This window comes from Janthinobacterium sp. 67, assembly GCF_002797895.1.
GTDB lineage: Bacteria > Pseudomonadota > Gammaproteobacteria > Burkholderiales > Burkholderiaceae_D > Janthinobacterium.
This window is the reverse complement of record NZ_PGES01000001.1, coordinates 55,485-72,150: the sequence shown is the minus strand read 5'-3', so window position 1 is coordinate 72,150 and position 16,666 is coordinate 55,485. Positions and strand designations below refer to the sequence as shown.

The 16,666-nt window shown below is 61.3% G+C and carries 17 protein-coding genes; 6 read left to right on the top strand and 11 right to left on the bottom strand.

All coding sequences use genetic code 11. The features are described 5' to 3' along the window. Nucleotides 1-87: 87 nt before the first annotated feature. Nucleotides 88-495 carry a DUF4399 domain-containing protein gene (locus CLU90_RS00330; protein WP_092712387.1) on the bottom strand — a complete coding sequence of 136 codons (408 nt, stop codon included), beginning with the start codon at nt 493-495 and terminating at the stop codon, nt 88-90. A 136-nt stretch (nt 496-631) separates the two neighbouring features. Beyond that, nucleotides 632-1,720 carry an iron-sulfur cluster carrier protein ApbC gene (gene apbC / locus CLU90_RS00325; protein ID WP_034758315.1) on the bottom strand — a complete coding sequence of 363 codons (1,089 nt, stop codon included), beginning with the start codon at nt 1,718-1,720 and terminating at the stop codon, nt 632-634. Between the two features lie 147 nt (nt 1,721-1,867). Between apbC and metG the strand changes: the two genes are divergently transcribed. The 5 genes from metG (at nt 1,868) to panC (ending at nt 6,671) form a co-directional block, all read left to right on the top strand. Then, nucleotides 1,868-4,018 carry a methionine--tRNA ligase gene (gene metG, locus CLU90_RS00320; protein WP_100426908.1) on the top strand — a complete coding sequence of 717 codons (2,151 nt, stop codon included), beginning with the start codon at nt 1,868-1,870 and terminating at the stop codon, nt 4,016-4,018. Between the two features lie 19 nt (nt 4,019-4,037). Then, the gene (locus CLU90_RS00315) at nt 4,038-4,517 is read left to right on the top strand and encodes a GNAT family N-acetyltransferase (RefSeq protein ID WP_100429336.1); all 480 of its coding nucleotides are present in this window, start codon (nt 4,038-4,040) and stop codon (nt 4,515-4,517) included. 106 nt (nt 4,518-4,623) lie between these two features. Then, nucleotides 4,624-4,833, top strand: coding sequence for a DUF3460 family protein (locus CLU90_RS00310; protein WP_035826611.1), 210 nt, complete (start codon nt 4,624-4,626; stop codon nt 4,831-4,833). Between the two features lie 17 nt (nt 4,834-4,850). Continuing rightward, on the top strand, nt 4,851-5,777 hold the full coding sequence (locus CLU90_RS00305; RefSeq protein ID WP_092712382.1) for a segregation and condensation protein A: 927 nt from the start codon (nt 4,851-4,853) through the stop codon (nt 5,775-5,777). 54 nt (nt 5,778-5,831) lie between these two features. Then, nucleotides 5,832-6,671 carry a pantoate--beta-alanine ligase gene (panC, locus tag CLU90_RS00300; protein ID WP_058048494.1) on the top strand — a complete coding sequence of 280 codons (840 nt, stop codon included), beginning with the start codon at nt 5,832-5,834 and terminating at the stop codon, nt 6,669-6,671. Between the two features lie 39 nt (nt 6,672-6,710). Here panC and CLU90_RS00295 read toward each other — a convergent pair whose 3' ends face one another. Further along, nucleotides 6,711-7,217 (bottom strand): hypothetical protein, encoded by a 507-nt coding sequence (locus CLU90_RS00295; protein WP_139178217.1) that lies wholly within the window; start codon nt 7,215-7,217, stop codon nt 6,711-6,713. Nucleotides 7,218-7,450: 233 nt separating this feature from the next. On the opposite strand from CLU90_RS00295, the gene CLU90_RS00290 reads away from it, so the two are divergent. Beyond that, complete coding sequence (locus CLU90_RS00290; RefSeq protein WP_100426907.1) at nt 7,451-8,203, top strand: SDR family oxidoreductase; 753 nt, start codon at nt 7,451-7,453, stop codon at nt 8,201-8,203. 72 nt (nt 8,204-8,275) lie between these two features. Here CLU90_RS00290 and cheY read toward each other — a convergent pair whose 3' ends face one another. The 8 genes from cheY to CLU90_RS00250 all read right to left on the bottom strand — a co-directional run bounded on the left by cheY (nt 8,276) and on the right by CLU90_RS00250 (nt 16,608). Continuing rightward, nucleotides 8,276-8,674: a chemotaxis response regulator CheY gene (gene cheY / locus CLU90_RS00285; protein ID WP_026132837.1), complete on the bottom strand. Its 399-nt coding sequence runs from the start codon at nt 8,672-8,674 to the stop codon at nt 8,276-8,278. 147 nt (nt 8,675-8,821) lie between these two features. After that, nucleotides 8,822-9,892, bottom strand: a complete 1,071-nt coding sequence (locus tag CLU90_RS00280; RefSeq protein WP_034758339.1) for a protein-glutamate methylesterase/protein-glutamine glutaminase — start codon at nt 9,890-9,892, stop codon at nt 8,822-8,824. Nucleotides 9,893-9,997: 105 nt separating this feature from the next. Then, on the bottom strand, nt 9,998-10,606 hold the full coding sequence (cheD, locus tag CLU90_RS00275; protein ID WP_034758343.1) for a chemoreceptor glutamine deamidase CheD: 609 nt from the start codon (nt 10,604-10,606) through the stop codon (nt 9,998-10,000). A 9-nt stretch (nt 10,607-10,615) separates the two neighbouring features. Then, on the bottom strand, nt 10,616-11,488 hold the full coding sequence (locus tag CLU90_RS00270; protein WP_092712375.1) for a CheR family methyltransferase: 873 nt from the start codon (nt 11,486-11,488) through the stop codon (nt 10,616-10,618). Nucleotides 11,489-11,558: 70 nt separating this feature from the next. Beyond that, a complete protein-coding gene (locus tag CLU90_RS00265; RefSeq protein WP_092712373.1) occupies nt 11,559-13,280 on the bottom strand; it encodes a methyl-accepting chemotaxis protein in 1,722 nt (573 codons plus the stop codon). 180 nt (nt 13,281-13,460) lie between these two features. After that, a complete protein-coding gene (locus CLU90_RS00260; RefSeq protein ID WP_100426906.1) occupies nt 13,461-13,967 on the bottom strand; it encodes a chemotaxis protein CheW in 507 nt (168 codons plus the stop codon). Between the two features lie 30 nt (nt 13,968-13,997). After that, nucleotides 13,998-16,199: a chemotaxis protein CheA gene (gene cheA / locus CLU90_RS00255; RefSeq protein ID WP_100426905.1), complete on the bottom strand. Its 2,202-nt coding sequence runs from the start codon at nt 16,197-16,199 to the stop codon at nt 13,998-14,000. Nucleotides 16,200-16,242: 43 nt separating this feature from the next. Further along, complete coding sequence (locus CLU90_RS00250; protein ID WP_034758362.1) at nt 16,243-16,608, bottom strand: response regulator; 366 nt, start codon at nt 16,606-16,608, stop codon at nt 16,243-16,245. Nucleotides 16,609-16,666: the final 58 nt, after the last annotated feature.

Genomic DNA, 16,666 nt, shown 5'->3' with positions numbered 1-16,666 from the left:
ACAATAATGACAAGAGGCAACAATATAAAAAAGGCCAGGCTCCATCGCTGGAACCCGGCCTTTGCCGCAACAGACAATCTGCCTGACTTACTTGACCGTCACCTTGATGCTTTTGCTCAACTCCGGCCCATACGACTGGTGGGCGCCATTCGCGAACTGCATGGTCAGGGTGTACTGGCCCGGCGGCAAGGTGACGTCCGTTTCCGTTTGTCCTTTGCCGAAGTGCAAATGCTTGTCATCCATGGGTATCATCTCGCCCGCCTTCATCGGCCCGGTATTGATGAGCAGATGGTGGTGGCCCGTCTTGGCCGTCATGTCGCCGGCCGGCTTGACGTCCATGCCACTGACGGCGAACTTGACCTTGAACGGACTCGTCACAGTCGCGCCATCGGCTGGCTCGACGAACGAAACGGATTGCGCGAACGCGCTGGCGGCCAGCAGGCTGCCGGCAACCAGGACTGCGGCCTGGCGCAGGAATACGGTGCTCAATTGCATGATGTCTCCTCTTGTTAAATAACAACACGGACTGCATGAAACCATATTCCTGCTGACCTTGGCGCAGGATTGTTAACCCATGAAGGGCCGGGGTCGAACCCTGAGGGTTCGACCCCAGTCTCTGCCTTGGGTTACATCAGTCGTTCTTGATGACGATGCTTGGGAACTTGCTCGTCATATCCTTCGCCTTTTCCGCCACCTTGATCGCGATGGTGCGGGCGATCTGCTTGTAGATCACGGCGACGGGGCCTTCCGGCTCGGCCACGACGGTGGGCGTGCCCGAATCCGTCTGCTGGCGGATCGCCATGGTCAGCGGCAAGGCGCCGAGGAATTCCACGCCGAAGTCCGCGCACATTTTCGCGCCGCCGCCGGCGCCGAAGATTTCTTCCGCATGGCCGCAGTTCGAGCAGATGTGCGTGCTCATGTTTTCCACCACGCCCAGAATAGGAATGCCGACTTTCTCGAACATTTTCAAGCCCTTGCGCGCGTCGAGCAGCGCGATGTCCTGCGGCGTCGTGACGATGACGGCGCCCGTGACGGGCACTTTCTGCGACAGGGTCAGCTGGATGTCGCCCGTGCCTGGCGGCATGTCGACGATCAGGTAGTCGAGGTCGCGCCAGTTCGTCTGGTCCAGCAATTGCTGCAAGGCTTGCGTGACCATGGGGCCGCGCCACACCATCGGTTCGTCCGGATCGATCATGAAGCCGATCGAGGACACTTGCAGGCCGTGGTTTTCCATCGGCTCCATGCTCTTGCCATCGAGCGTCTTCGGCTGGCCGCTGATGCCCAGCATCATCGGCTGCGACGGGCCATAGATATCGGCGTCCAGCATGCCGACGGTGGCGCCTTCGGCCGCCAGGGCCAGGGCCAGGTTGACGGCCGTGGTCGACTTGCCAACACCGCCCTTGCCGGAAGCGACGGCAATGATGTTTTTCACGTTGCTCATCGGCTTCAGACCACGCTGCACCGTGTGCGAAATGATTTTCGACGACACGCCCACGCTGACGTTGCCCACGCCCGGCAGCACGCGCAAGGCGGCCAGCACGGATTTGCGGATCAGGTCGATCTGGCTTTTGGCGGGGTAGCCGAGCTCGATGTCGAGGGAAATATCATCGCCGTCGACCTTCAGATTCTTGACGGTTTTGCTGGAAACGAAATCTTTATGTGTATTTGGATCAATAACCTGGGCCAGTGCGGCCTTGACGTCTTCTACTGTGATGCTCATGACTATCTCCGTATGCAATACGCGCAGTCTAGCGCAAAATCGCCATGCGCGATGGAGGCAAAAGCATCACTTGCCGGCGCTGCATCTGCTCATATTGCCTTTCCGCTGTTAAAATGTCCTATTATCCATCCCAAAAGTGCATCAATCATGACTCGCAAGCTGTTCGTCACCACTGCCCTGCCTTACGCAAACGCCGCTTTTCACATTGGCCACATCATGGAATACATCCAGGCCGATATCTGGGTCCGGTTCCAGCGAATGCAACGCGATGGCGAAGCCGGCCGTGAAGTGCACTTTGTGGGCGCCGACGATACGCATGGCACGCCCATCATGATCGCCGCCGAGAAGGAAGGCATCACGCCGCAGCAATTCGTCGCCAACATCGCGGCCGGCCGCGCCCAGTACCTCGATGGCTTCCATATTGCCTTCGACAACTGGTATTCGACCGATTCGCCGGAAAACGTCGACCTGTCGCAATCGATCTACCGCAAGCTGCGCGATACGGGCCTGATCGTCACGAAAACCGTCGACCGCTTCTTCGACCCGGTGAAAGGCATGTTCCTGGCCGACCGCAACATCAAGGGCGAATGCCCGAAATGCGGCGCCAAGAACCAGTACGGCGACAATTGCGAAGTGTGCGGCGCGGCCTACCAGCCGACCGACCTGGTCAACCCGTTCTCGGTGTTTACCAACGCGACGCCCGTGATGAAGCCGTCGGAACAGTATTTCTTCAAGCTGTCCGACCCGCGCTGCTTCGAATTCCTCAAGGATTGGCTCAACACGCCAGGCCGCTTGCAGCCTGAAATGGTCAACAAGGTCAGCGAATGGCTGGGTGAAGCGGGTGAAAAGCTGGCCGACTGGGATATCTCGCGCGATGCGCCCTACTTCGGCATCCCGATTCCTGATGCGCCGGGCAAGTTCTTCTATGTGTGGATGGATGCGCCCGTCGGCTACCTGGCCAGCCTGAAAAACTATTGCGACAAGAAAGGCATCGATTTCGACGCCTTCCTGAATGACCCGTCGACGGAACAGATCCACTTCATCGGCAAGGACATCGTTTCCTTCCATTTGCTGTTCTGGCCCGCCATGCTGAAGTTCGCCAATCACCCTGTGATCGACAAACTGAAAGTCAACGTACACGGCTTCCTGACGGTCAACAACGAAAAAATGTCGAAGTCGCGCGGCACGGGCATCTCCCCGCTGCGCTACCTGGACCTGGGCATGAACCCGGAATGGCTGCGCTACTACATCGCCTTCAAGCTGAACTCGAAAGTGGAAGACCTGGACTTCAACGGCGAAGATTTTGTCGCCCGCGTGAACAGCGACCTGATCGGCAAGTACGTGAATATCGCCAGCCGCTGCGCCGGCTTCATCGCCAAGAAATTCGACGGCAAGCTGGCCACCAGCCTGTCGCCGAACGCTCAGGGTTACATCTGGCGCGCGCTCACGACCAAGGTACAGTCCGGCGACGAAGTACTGAGCAAGGAACGCCAGGCCAGCATCGCGGCCCATTACGAAAACCGCGAATTCGGCAAGGCTTTGCGCGAGATCATGGAAATCGCCGACATCACCAACCAGTATGTCGATGAAAACAAGCCGTGGATCCTCGCCAAGGATGCGGAAAAGACGGCCGAACTGCACGAAGTGTGCACCACGGCCCTGATCCTGTTCCGCCAGTTGACGATCCTGCTGTCGCCGGTGTTGCCGGGCGTGGCCAAGAACGTGGCCGGCTTCCTCAACGATGCCGAGTTCAGCTGGGCCGATACGCAAGTCGATGTCGTCTCGAGCAGCATGCTGGGCCGCACCATCGGCAGCTACAGCCATTTGATGACGCGCATGGATGCCAAGATGATCGAAGCGCTGTTCGACGCGCCGCAGGCGGCAGCGGCCGTACCGGCCGCCGATGCCGCCAGCGACGTGGCCGCCACCCCGGCCAGCGCCATCGAAGAACTGGCGCCCGAGATCAAGATCGACGACTTCCTCAAGGTCGACCTGCGCATCGCCAAGATCGTCAACTGCGAACTGGTCGACGGCTCCGACAAGCTGCTGCGCCTGACCCTGGATGCGGGCGAAGGCCGCCTGCGCAACGTGTTCTCGGGCATCCGCTCGGCCTACCAGCCGGAAGAGCTGGTCGGCAAGCTGACGGTGCTGGTGGCCAACCTGGCGCCGCGCAAGATGAAGTTCGGCATTTCCGAAGGCATGGTCATGGCCGCGTCCGCCGCCGACGAGAAGGCGAATCCGGGCATCTACATCCTGAACCCGTGGCCGGGCGCCGAACCTGGCATGCGCATCCGCTAAGCCGCCACAAGGACCGATGATGAATATCGTGGTGCGCGAAGCAACAAATGCCGATGCACAGCTGATGGCCGAACTGACCCGCGCCGCGTGGGCCGGCAAGGTGGCAGCCTCGTCCAGTGGGCACCACGAGACGGCGCAACAGGTGGAAGAGCAATTGCGCCACGGCGGCGGTTTTCTGTTGCTGATCGACGACATTCCAGCCGGTTCGCTGCGCTGGATGCCGCTCGACAGCGATCCGGCCATCTGGAAGATTTCTCGCATGGGCGTGCTGCCCGCCTACCGGGGCAGCAACGTCTCGCAGCACTTGCTGGAAGCCATCATTCATCACGGCCTGTCGTGCCAGGCGGAAGAGCTGCGCCTGGCCGTGCGGCGCGACCAGCGCAAGCTGATCGATTTTTATGCGGCCTTCGAATTCGAGCTGGCCGAAGAACTGGAATATTCGCACGCCAACCCCGCCGAACCGGCACCGATGGTGATGCGGCGTTTGCTGCGCTATTGATTTTTAGCAATTTCACCCTGACTTGCCGATACAACAACCCGCCAAGCGGCACGGCGCGGTAAAATACGGCCGGCTGACCTTACCCATAAGACACTCAGAAGAGAATATGAAACTGCCTGCAAAACACACCAACTACGTATCCGACCACACCTTGTTCATCGCCGAACTGAAGGCCAAGAATCCTGGCATGGAAGCGGGCCAGCAAGCGGGCCGCGCCCTGCTGTGGGACAAGCCGGCCGTCAGCATCGATGAGCAGGAACGCCAGCTGGCGTCGGCCGTCAAGCAACAGGCTTACGTTTACCAGAACAAGAACTAAGATCTGGAACCGGCACGATGTTGCCTGAAGAGTCTGCAGTCACGCCGGAAGCCGACGCTTCCGGTGCCGGCGCAGTCATCGAGTCGCCTCCACCTGTCGCCGAAGGCGACGGCAGCGGCGCCCCTGCAGCATCTGCAACCACGGACGCGGCACCCGCCGCCGACCCGCTGGGCATCGCCCGCCTGTATGGCGAACCGATGATGCGCATGCCGACGGATTTGTACATTCCGCCGGACGCGCTGGAAATCTTCCTCGAAGCCTTCGAAGGCCCGCTCGACTTGCTGCTCTACCTGATCCGCAAGCAAAACTTCAACATTCTCGATATTCCGATGGCGCAGGTGACCCTGCAATATCTGAAATATGTCGACCAGATCCGCGTGCGCAACCTGGAGCTGGCCGCCGAGTATCTGTTGATGGCGGCCATGCTGATCGAGATCAAGTCGCGCATGCTCTTGCCTTCGCGCAAGAGCGACGTCGAGGAAGATGGCGGCGACCCCCGTGCCGAACTGGTGCGCCGCCTGCTCGAGTACGAGCAGATCAAGCTGGCAGCCTACGACCTGAACGCCATCCCCCAGTTCGAGCGCGATTTCGTGCGCACGCAGATTTTCATCGAGCAAAGCCTGACGCCCACCTGGCCCGACGTGGAACCGGTGGACTTGCAGCAGGCGTGGCTCGACGTGCTGAAGCGGGCCAAGCTGACCCAGCATCACCGCATCAGCCGCCAGGAACTGTCCGTACGCGAACACATGTCGAGCATCCTGCGCCATCTGCAGTCGTCGCGCTTCGTCGAGTTCAGCGAGCTGTTCGACATTGCCGGCGGCGTGCCCGTGGTGGTGGTCAACTTCGTGGCCCTGCTGGAACTGGCCAAGGAAACCCTGATCGAAATCACCCAGGCAGAACCGTTTGCCCCCATCTACGTCCGGCTGGCCTATTCGCCCGCCTGACCCCTACCCTTTGTCACTGACCACCGTACAACGGGGTTTTAGCGAAAGCAATCCATGAAAATTATTTCCGACATCGAAGAATTGCGCGACCAGCTCAGCGGACAGCTGCGCACGGCGTTCGTCCCCACCATGGGCAACCTGCATGAAGGCCATCTGTCGCTGATGCGCCTGGCGCGCAAGCATGGCGACCCCGTCGTCGCCTCGATCTTCGTGAACCGCCTGCAATTCGGCCCGAACGAAGACTTCGAAAAATATCCGCGCACCATGGCGGCCGACATCGCCAAGCTGGAAAAGGAAGGCGTGTACGTGCTGTTCGCCCCGACGGAAAAGGAACTGTACCCGGAACCGCAGGAATACCGCGTGCGCCCGCCCGATGACCTGGGCAATACGCTGGAAGGCGAATTCCGCCCCGGCTTCTTCGAAGGCGTGTGCACGGTCGTCACCAAGCTGTTCTCGTGCGTGGGCCCACGAGTCGCCGTATTCGGCAAGAAGGATTACCAGCAGCTGATGATCATCCGCAACATGGCGCGCCAGTTCGCGCTGCCGACGGAAATCATCGCCGCCGAAACCTACCGCGCGGACGATGGCCTGGCTTTGTCGTCGCGCAATATGTATCTGTCGGAAAGCGAGCGCGCGGAAGCGCCGGAGCTGTACAAGGGTCTCAATTTTGTGGCTGAAGAAGTGCGCAAGGGCAACCTGGCCGTGGGCGAACTGGAACAGGCCAGCATGCAGCTGTTGAACAGCCGGGGCTGGAAATCGGACTACATCGCCGTGCGCAAGCGCGCCAACCTGCAAGCGCCGAGCGCCGCTGAACTGGCCGCCGGCGAACCGCTGGTGGTGCTGGCCGCCGCCAAGCTGGGTCAAACGAGGTTGATCGACAACCTCGAAATTTAAGCATCATCACAACGGGGCCATTCGGCCCCGTTTCTTTCTCTACTTCTCCATCCCTACCAATTTCAGTTCGGCAAACAGCGGCTTGTCGCTGCCGCGTGCCGCCTGCAGCATGTCGTAGCTGGCCGCATCGAGCACGATTTCCTCTCCCGCCCACAGCTTGCGCTGGTTCGCAGGCAGCCTCAGGCTGCGCAAGATGGCCCGCGCCTGGGCCGGATCGGCAGCCAGCAGGCGGATGGCGCGCGCATGGCGCTGCGTGCCCGTCAATATCGGCAAGCCGCCCTCGGGGCCGGTCTGGCTCAGGCTGACATAATCCTGGCTGCCCACGCGGTGCAGATAGGCATGCCGGCCATCGGCTTCGGCAGGCGCTTGCACGACCGGCTCCTGCATTTCGACAGAGGCAAGAGGCGCGACGGCGGTTTGTTCCAGGCTCACGCCACAGGCCGTCAACAGGGCCGTGCTCAGGGCGAAAAATAATACGGGTGCTCGGCGCATCATGCGCTCCTTCTTGTCGGGGTCGGGGACAAAGGGAAATACTGCAGCGATCATGGGCCAAATTATTTGACGTGTAAAGTTAACTTTGGGAAATATTTAATTCCTTTGCGCAATTTCTTGCGGGCAGCCGGAGATTGCTTCTTTTGCATCAGACGGCTGGACAAGGATTATTGATATTTTTTGCACGTTGAAACTAATAAAGCCAGCTTTATCCATGCATCGATAAAGATCACAATGACTGCACTGGCCCGGCATTCCGCGCCTCCCACCACGACAGGAGAACACCCATGGACACACCATCCACCCCGGCCAAGGTCGCCATCATCACGGGCGCTTCGCGCGGCATCGGCGCGGCCATCGCCCGCCGCCTGGCGCGCGACGGCATGCACGTCGTCGTCAATTACGCCAGCGGCAAGGTGGAGGCGGAGCTGCTGGTGGCGGCCATCGTGGCCGACGGCGGCGCCGCCATCGCGGTCAAGGCCAACGTGGCAGAGGCAAGCGACGTGCAGGCGCTGTTCGATGCGGCAGAGGCGGCCTTTGGCGGCATCGACGTACTCGTCAACAACGCCGGCATCATGCCGCCCGCGCTCCCCGCCCTGGCAGACACGGACGACACCACTTTCGACAGCCTGTTCGCCATCAACGTCAAGGGCAGCTTCAACACGATGCGCCAGGCGGCGGCGCGCTTGCGCCACGGTGGCAGCGTCGTCAATTTCTCGACCAGCGTGATTGGTCTGGCCCTGCCCGGCTACAGCGTCTACGGCGCCACCAAGGCGGCCATCGAGACGATGACGAATATCTTCGCCAAGGAGCTGCGTGGCAAGAACATCACCGTCAACGCCATCGCCCCCGGCCCTACGGCCACGGCCCTGTTCTTGAACGGCAAGACGCAAGAAACGATAGAGCGCATGGGCAAGATGGTGCCCCTGGAGCGCCTGGGCACGCCGGACGATATCGCCGCCGCCGTGGCCTTCCTGGCAGGGCCGGATGGCCGCTGGATCAACGGACAAACCCTGCGCGCGAATGGCGGGCTGGTCTGATATTCTTGCGGACAAAAAAAACGCTGCCGGTTTGCACGGGCAGCGTTTTTCTTGATAACGGTCAAACCTGAATCAGGCGCCCGCTTTTTCCAGCTTCTCGAAAATCTTGTTCAGCTTTTCATCGAGGGTCGCGGCCGTGAACGGCTTGACGACATAACCGCTGGCGCCAGCCTGGGCGGCGGCGATGATGTTTTCTTTTTTCGCTTCGGCCGTGACCATCAGCACGGGCAGCTTGGCCAGTGCGGGATCGGCGCGGATATGCTGCAGCATCGTCAGGCCATCCATGTTTGGCATGTTCCAGTCCGAGACGACGAAATCGAACGATTCCGCGCGCAGCTTGGCCAGGCCCATCACGCCGTCTTCCGCCTCATCGACGTTGGCATAACCCAGTTCCTTCAACAGATTCCGGACAATGCGGCGCATCGTCGAAAAATCGTCAACGACTAAAAATTTCATCTTTGGATCAGCCATGAATAACTCCGTTGTTTCTGTAGCGGTTTGTTAATAATATCGACATGAATGCCGACATTATGGTCGACACTACGGCAGCAAGTTGTAGGATAGCATTTTCGTTGCTTTTAGGCGAACAAACTTGCCTCAGATCATATAAAACGTGGCTTACACGCGCAAAGCACGCATGCCATGTGCCGCCAGGTGTCCCAGCACCATGCCAGGCAGCGCCGTCAGAGCGCCAACCTCATGCGTAGCACCGACGGCGATCGCCTCGCGCGGCATGCCGAACACCACGCAACTGGCCTCATCCTGTGCAAAATTATACGCCCCTGCGGCCTTCATTTCCAACATGCCTTGTGCGCCATCCTTGCCCATGCCGGTGAGGATCACGCCGACGGCATTTTTACCTGCCGATTGCGCGGCCGAACGGAACAGCACGTCGACGGACGGGCGGTGGCGGTTCACCGGCTCGCCCTGGTCGATCTTGGTCATGTAGTTGGCGCCGCTGCGCGTCAGGGTCAGGTGCGAATGGCCGGGCGCGATGTAGGCGTGGCCGGGCAGCACGCGTTCGCCGCCCGCCGCTTCCTGCACCGATATCTTGCACAGGGAATCGAGGCGGCGCGCAAACGAGCGCGTAAAGCCTTCCGGCATGTGCTGCGTGATCAGGATGCCGGGGCAATCGGACGGCATCTGCATGAGAAATTCGCGGATCGCTTCCGTGCCGCCCGTCGAGGCGCCCACGATGATCAGCTTTTCGCTCGACGTCAACGGGCTGCGCAGGGCGGGCAGCGGCGCGGCCGTCTTGTCGCCTGCCGACGGCAGGGTGCGCGCACGGATGCGCGCCTTCGAGGCGGCGCGGATCTTGTCGGCGATCATGTCCGTGTACTCGCGCATGCCGCTCTGAATCGAGATCTTCGGCTTGGTGACGAAATCGACGGCGCCCAGCTCCAGCGCGCGCATGGTGATTTCCGAACCGCGCTCGGTCAGGGACGACACCATCAATACCGGCATGGGGCGCAAGCGCATCAGCTTTTCCAGGAAGTCCAGACCATCCATCTTCGGCATCTCGACGTCGAGGGTCAGCACGTCGGGGTTGGTCTGCTTGATCATCTCGCGCGCCACCAGCGGATCGGGCGCCGCGCCCACCACTTCCATGTCGGGCTGGCTGTTCACGATTTCCGTCATGACGCTGCGGATCAGCGCCGAGTCGTCCACGATCAATACTTTGATCTTCATAGTTATCCTTCCAGGCCTTGCGGCCCTTATTCCTTATTAAATTAGTCCACCGGACAAACCGCCGCAAGCCGCATGGCGCGGCGCGGCAGGTTTGGCCTGGTGCTACTAGAACAGTTCGACCTCGCCACCCACCGGCGCGACCTTGAGGCGGCTGGCGTAATCGAGTTCGCGGCGCACCAGGGTGTCGTTATGCGTCTGCATCAGTTTTTTCACCAGCACCTTGCCGCTGCGGGGGAAAAAGTACACCTTGCGCGGGTGGATGTCGTTCAGGTCTTCGGCCACCACGCGCATCTTTTCGGCCTTCAGGTAATTGATGACGAAGGCCGCATTGCGTTCGCCCACGTTGATCGCCGTGAAGCCGCGCAGCACGGCGCCGCCGCCGAACACTTTCGCTTCCATGTTCTCGCGCCGCGCGCCCGCCTTCAGCAGATCGTTGATCAGGATTTCCATGGCGTAGGTGCCATAGCGCATCGATGCGGAAATCGGGCTGTTCGGATCGCTGCCGCCATCGGGCAGCATGAAATGGTTCATGCCGCCCAGGCCCGTGACGCGGTCGCGGATGCAGGCCGAGACGCAGGAGCCGAGCACGGTGACGATCAGCATGTCCTTGTTGGTAAAGTAATACTCACCAGGCAAGATCTTGGCGGCGTCACAATTGAACGTCCTGTCGTAATAGACGTTAGTGGCGAATTGCTCTTTGGATTCCAGGCTCATATTTCACTCTCATGTACGATGCGACGTTGCCTTGGGCGCGGCGCCCCGGGGCTGGTCGAGCTCATAGACTGTTTTACCGCGCAGCTTCAATGAATCCGACACGTACAGAAAATTCTCCGAATGGCCTGCAAACAGCAGCGCATCGGGCTTCATCAAGGGTACAAAGCGCGACAGGATCTTGCGCTGCGTCGCCTTGTCAAAATAGATCATCACGTTACGGCAAAAGATGACGTCGAACTGCCCCGTCACCGGCCAGCTGTCGGCCAGCAGGTTGAGCGGCTTGAAGGTGATCATCTGGCGCAGTTCCGGGCGTACCCGCACCTGCCCTTCGCGGTCGCCCTTGCCGCGCAAGAAAAAGCGCCGCGCGCGGTCGGCCGGCATCTTGTCGAGGCGGTCCAGGTTGTAGACGCCATTGGCGGCCGTGGCCAGCACGTTCGTGTCGATGTCCGTGGCGATGATGGTGACGGGCGGCGTGAGCGTATTGAACGCCTCGCACACCGTCATGGCGATCGAATACGGCTCTTCGCCGGTGGAACTGGCCGAACACCAGATGGTGATCGGCCCGCTCAGTTTTTTCACGTGCTCGGCCAGCAGCGGGAAGTGATGCGCCTCGCGGAAAAACGACGTCAGGTTGGTCGTCAGCGCATTCGTGAACGCCTCCCACTCGTCGCCCATGCGGCCCGCTTCCAGGTCGTCCAGGTAACGGACGAACGAGGAAATGCCGGTCGCGCGCAATCGCCTGGCCAGGCGGCTGTAGACCATTTCCTGCTTGCTGTCGGCCAGCGCGATGCCGGCCCGCTTGTAAATCATGGCGCGGACCCGTTCGAAGTCCTTGCCAGTGAAATCAAATTCTTTGACCGAATCCGTTTTAGTTTGCGGCATTTGTTTTTACCTCTCTATGACTACTCTGACCAATGCCTTTGCAAGTATAACTAGCGGGACCGGGTTGGCGTCAGAACTCTTCCCAATCGTCGCCGCCGGCTGCCGCCAGCTTTTTCGCGGGCGGTGGCGAGCCGGCTTGCGCCGTCTTTGCCAACCGCCGTGTATTTGCCGCCACACTCGGTGCCGGCCGTGCCGCCGCCTTGACTACCGGCGCGGACGCGGGCATGGCCGCCTGCGCCGCGCTCTCGCCATCGAGCTTGAAGATGCTGACGGCGTCGGCCAGTTTCTGCGCCTGTTCCTGCATGCTTTCGGCGGCCGCCGCCGCTTCCTCGACCAGCGCCGCGTTCTGCTGCGTCATCTGGTCCATCTGCGCGATGGCCTGGTTCACTTCCTCGATGCCATGGCTCTGTTCCTGCGTCGCCGCCGTGATCTCGCCCATGATGTCGGCCACCTGCCGGATCGACGTGACGATCAGGCCCATGGTCTGCCCCGCCTCGTCCACCAGGCGGCTGCCCGCATCGACCTTGTCGACCGAGTCCCCGATCAGGCCCTTGATCTCTTTCGCCGCGCCGGCCGAGCGTTGCGCCAGATTGCGCACTTCCGACGCCACCACCGCAAAACCGCGTCCCTGCTCGCCTGCGCGCGCCGCCTCGACGGCCGCATTCAACGCCAGGATATTCGTCTGGAACGCGATGCCGTCGATGACGCCGATGATGTCGACGATCTTGCGCGAACTGTCCTTGATGGAACCCATCGTATCGACCACTTGCGCCACCACGTTGCCGCCCTGCTCCGCCACCGACGACGCCGACACGGCCAGCTGGTTGGCCTGGCGCGCGTTGTCCGCGTTCTGCTTCACGGTCGACGTCAGCTCTTCCATCGACGACGCCGTCTCTTCGAGCGAACTGGCCTGCGTCTCCGTGCGCGCCGACAGGTCGGCATTGCCGCTGGCGATCTCGCGCGAGGCCACGGTGATGGTGTCCGTTCCATTGCGCACGTCGCTGACCGTCTGCACCAGGCTCTCGTTCATGTCCTTCAATGCCTGCTGCAGCGCGCTCGTTTCATCCTTGCCTTCGACCACCACGCGCGACGTCAGTTCGCCCGCCGCCACTTTCTGCGCCACGGCCAGTGCGCCGGACAGCGGCACCGTGATCGAGCGCGTGATGAAGATGGCGCACCAGGCGCCGATCGCCACCGCCGCACCGCCCAGGATGAACAGTACCGTCATCAGCCGCGCATCGGCCGCCAGCGAGTCGTCCATGAAGCTTTGCTGCGCCACGTGCTGCAAGTCGAGCAGCTTGTTGATATCGGCCAGGGTCGTCTTGTTCAAGGGATCGATGCGGGTGGCGATCACCTTGGCCGCGCCCTCGCTGTTAAACGCCAGCACCTGCCCCATCGCTTCCTTGAAGGCGGCATCGACTTCGCCGTCGACCTTGGCGATATTGGCCAGCAGCGCCTTTTCACCATCGGACAGGCCCAGGGTGGACAGCTTGCCGCGCGCGCCGTCGTACAGCTTGCGCTGCTCGCGCACCTTCCCTTCTTCCGCCTGCATCAGGGCCACATCGCCCTGCAAGCCGATATTGCGCATGGCGATACCGGTTTCCAGCATCGCGCTTTTCATCAGCGAGGCCTGCGTATTCTTTTCACTTGCCAGCTCCAGGCCCGCGAGCAGCTGGGCCTTGTTACGGTAATTCAGTGCATTCGCCGAAACGATCACCACCACCAGGATGGCGAGGATGCTGCCAAAACCTATCCCCAGCCGGGTGCCTATCTTGAAATCGCGCAAACTCATTACAGTCTCCAATATTTATGTGAACGGCGCCCGTTCAACCGGACGGCGCCGTGTTGTGGCCTGGTCTCTGTCGGACCTTGCAGCCTGCCGGCGCGCCTCTGGCCGCGCCGGTACATGCATATCTGTAGTGATTCTTTGCGTGCTAAAACGGCGGCGCACCGGGCGCCGCCTTGCCGCCGCTTACGCCGCCAGCTTGTCGATCAGGCCCATCTCGCTGCTCGACATCAGCTTGTCGATGTCGACCAGGATCAGCATGCGCTCGTCGATGGTGCCCAGGCCGATCATGTAATCGGTCGAGAAGGCGGTGCCCATTTCCGGCGCCGGTTTCACCTGTTCAGGCGTCAGGGTGGTGACGTCGGAAACGCTGTCGACCACCATGCCGACGATACGGCCGCCGATGTTCAGGATGATCACCACCGTGAACTGGTCGTACACGGGCGTGCCCAGCTTGAACTTGATGCGCATGTCGACCACGGGAATGATGATGCCGCGCAGGTTGATCACGCCCTTGATGAATTCAGGCGCGTTGGCGATGCGGGTGACCGCTTCGTAACCACGGATTTCCTGGACCTTCAGGATATCGATGCCGTACTCTTCGGAGCCCAGGGTGAAGGCCAGGAATTCACGACCGGCGATGTCCTTGCCGTCGCCCGCATTGCTTCCGGATGTTTGTTGAGTATCTGACATGGTGCGTTTTCCTATCTTTATCTATCGGTACTACGAAAAAATGGACTCGTCAGCCAGCTGGCGCGAGGAACGGATCAGGGCGGCGACATCGAGAATCAGCGACACGCCGCCATCGCCCAGGATGGTGGCGCCGGAAATGCCCACCACCTTGCGGTAATTCGATTCGAGGTTCTTCACCACGACTTGCTGCTGCCCCACCAGGTCGTCGACAAACAGGGCCGCCTTGCGCCCTTCCGTCTCGAGGATCACGCAGATGCCTTCCGACGGGCTGGTAAAGCGCGGCGCGATGTCGAACATCTGGTACAGCGGGATCAATGGCAGGTATTCGCCGCGCACCTTCACCACCTGGCCCTTGCCACTGATGTCCTTGATATCCTCAACGGCCGGCTGCAAGGATTCGATGACAAAGCCCAGCGGCAAAATATAGACTTCGTCGCCGACCCTGATCGACATGCCGTCGAGGATGGCCAGGGTCAGCGGCAGCGAGATGGAAATCGTCGTGCCGAAACCCTTGGCCGAGCGGATGTCGACGACGCCGCCCATGGCGCTGATATTGCGCTTGACGACATCCATGCCCACGCCGCGGCCCGACACGTCGGTGACGGCTTCGGCGGTGGAAAAACCGGGTGCGAAAATCAGCTGCCACACGTCGGCGTCGCTCATCGTCTCGGATACGTCCAGTCCCTGCTGCGCCGCCTTGGCCAGGATGCGCTCGCGGTTCAGGCCCGCGCCATCGTCGGATACTTCGATGATGATGTTGCCGCCCTGGTGGCTGGCCGAAAGGAACAGGCGGCCCGCCTCGGTCTTGCCGGCGGCCACGCGGGCGGCCGGCATTTCCACGCCGTGGTCGATGCTGTTGCGCACCAGGTGCGTGAGCGGATCGACGATGCGCTCGATAAGGCCCTTGTCCAGTTCCGTGGCGGCGCCATTCGTGATGAAATCTACCTTCTTGCCCAGTTTCGTGGCCAGGTCGCGCACCATGCGCGGGAAGCGCGAGAAGACGAAATCCATCGGCATCATGCGGATCGACATCACCGCTTCCTGCAAGTCGCGCGTATTGCGCGTCAGGTGGCTGACGCTGTCGAGCAGTTTTTCATGCAGCATCGGGTCGAGCGCGCTGGCGCGCTGCTCGATCATCGCCTGCGTGATCACCAGTTCACCCACCAGGTTGATCAGCTGGTCGACTTTTTCGATCGAGACGCGGATCGACGACGATTCGGCGCCGGCCTTGTCGCCCTCTTTCTTGGCCGGTTTCTTTTCCTGTTCCGCTTCGGCCGCGGCGCTGGCCACGGCAGGCGCGGCGGCAGCGCTGGCGCTGCCCGCCCTGGCCGCGTCGGCGCGTATCTGTTCGAGGGGCTGGAAGAAACCGTAGCCCTGTTCGGCGTCGCTCTGCACGCCGGCGGCGGCGCGGATGTCCTCGAGCGGCTGGAAGAAGCCATAGCCAGGATCGGCCGCGCCCTGTGCGGCAGGCGCGCCCGGCAGCGGATCGAAGAAACCGTAGCCCTGGGCTTTTTCCTGCGCCGCGCGGGCCGCTTCGGCTTCGCCTGGCGCCAAAGGCGGCGCCTGCGTGATCACCATGTCGTCGGGATTGAGCACGAACGAGCAGATGGCCAGGATATCGTCCAGGCTTTCATGCGTCGTCACTTCCAGCACCTTGCACGCGTCGGGCAAGCTGGACACGGCGACGTCGCCCATCAAGCCCAGTTCGGCCGCCAGCGCATCGACTTCGCGCTGCTCCATGGCTGGCAGTTCCAGGCGGATGCGATGGCCGCCGGCATGGCTGACGGCGGCTTTTTCCGCCGTATGGAAGGCCGGCGCGACGGGCGTGAGCGCGGCCACGGGCACGTCCTGCGAAAACGACTGCAGCATCATGCGCACATTGGCCACGGCATCCTGGTCGACGGCGCTGCCCAGGCGATGGCCATCGAGCTGCATCTTGAGGATATCCTTGGCCGCCAGGAAGGCGTCGACGTGCTCCGCCGTCAGGGCCATCTGGCCCTGGCGGATGCGGTCGAGCAGCGACTCGAGGATGTGCGTCACCTCGCTCATGTCGGAGAGACCGAACGTCGAAGCGCCGCCCTTGATCGAGTGGGCGGTGCGGAAAATGGCATTCAGGTCTTCGGCGTCGGGCGCCGCAATATCGACGGCCAGCAGCAGCCGTTCCTTTTCAGCCAGCAGTTCTTCGGCCTCATCGAAAAAGACCTGAAAAAACTGGCTAATATCGATGGTCATAGGGTGACTCCGTCAATTGCATCGTTGCACTGCGCGGCTGGCATCAGCCGATCACCTTCTTGACCACTTCGATCAGGCGTTGCGGATCGAAGGGCTTGACCAGCCAGCCGTTGGCGCCGGCGGCACGTCCCTTCGACTTCATCTCGTCCGACGACTCCGTCGTCAGCATCAGGATGGGCACTTTCTGGTAGGTCGGCAGTTCACGCAGCAGCTTGATCAGCTCCAGGCCATCCATGCGCGGCATGTTCTGGTCCGTCAACACCAGGTCCACGGTTTGCAGCTTGGCTTTTTCCAGTCCGTCCTGGCCGTCGACGGCCTCCACCACCTGGTAACCGGCGGCTTTCAGGCTGAACGCCACCATCTGGCGCAATGAGCTGGAATCGTCCACTGCAAGTATCGTTTTGGCCATCTTTGCTCCCACTTATTCCGGGCATCCTGCCCGAGTATTTGATTAATCAATCCATGCA

Coding starts and splice junctions, on each gene's coding strand:
- CLU90_RS00330 (WP_092712387.1), bottom strand. CDS start 495: ATGCAATTGAGCACCGTATTCCTGCGCCAGGCCGCAGTCCTGGTTGCC.
- apbC (WP_034758315.1), bottom strand. CDS start 1,720: ATGAGCATCACAGTAGAAGACGTCAAGGCCGCACTGGCCCAGGTTATT.
- metG (WP_100426908.1), top strand. CDS start 1,868: ATGACTCGCAAGCTGTTCGTCACCACTGCCCTGCCTTACGCAAACGCC.
- CLU90_RS00315 (WP_100429336.1), top strand. CDS start 4,038: ATGAATATCGTGGTGCGCGAAGCAACAAATGCCGATGCACAGCTGATG.
- CLU90_RS00310 (WP_035826611.1), top strand. CDS start 4,624: ATGAAACTGCCTGCAAAACACACCAACTACGTATCCGACCACACCTTG.
- CLU90_RS00305 (WP_092712382.1), top strand. CDS start 4,851: ATGTTGCCTGAAGAGTCTGCAGTCACGCCGGAAGCCGACGCTTCCGGT.
- panC (WP_058048494.1), top strand. CDS start 5,832: ATGAAAATTATTTCCGACATCGAAGAATTGCGCGACCAGCTCAGCGGA.
- CLU90_RS00295 (WP_139178217.1), bottom strand. CDS start 7,217: ATGATCGCTGCAGTATTTCCCTTTGTCCCCGACCCCGACAAGAAGGAG.
- CLU90_RS00290 (WP_100426907.1), top strand. CDS start 7,451: ATGGACACACCATCCACCCCGGCCAAGGTCGCCATCATCACGGGCGCT.
- cheY (WP_026132837.1), bottom strand. CDS start 8,674: ATGGCTGATCCAAAGATGAAATTTTTAGTCGTTGACGATTTTTCGACG.
- CLU90_RS00280 (WP_034758339.1), bottom strand. CDS start 9,892: ATGAAGATCAAAGTATTGATCGTGGACGACTCGGCGCTGATCCGCAGC.
- cheD (WP_034758343.1), bottom strand. CDS start 10,606: ATGAGCCTGGAATCCAAAGAGCAATTCGCCACTAACGTCTATTACGAC.
- CLU90_RS00270 (WP_092712375.1), bottom strand. CDS start 11,488: ATGCCGCAAACTAAAACGGATTCGGTCAAAGAATTTGATTTCACTGGC.
- CLU90_RS00265 (WP_092712373.1), bottom strand. CDS start 13,280: ATGAGTTTGCGCGATTTCAAGATAGGCACCCGGCTGGGGATAGGTTTT.
- CLU90_RS00260 (WP_100426906.1), bottom strand. CDS start 13,967: ATGTCAGATACTCAACAAACATCCGGAAGCAATGCGGGCGACGGCAAG.
- cheA (WP_100426905.1), bottom strand. CDS start 16,199: ATGACCATCGATATTAGCCAGTTTTTTCAGGTCTTTTTCGATGAGGCC.
- CLU90_RS00250 (WP_034758362.1), bottom strand. CDS start 16,608: ATGGCCAAAACGATACTTGCAGTGGACGATTCCAGCTCATTGCGCCAG.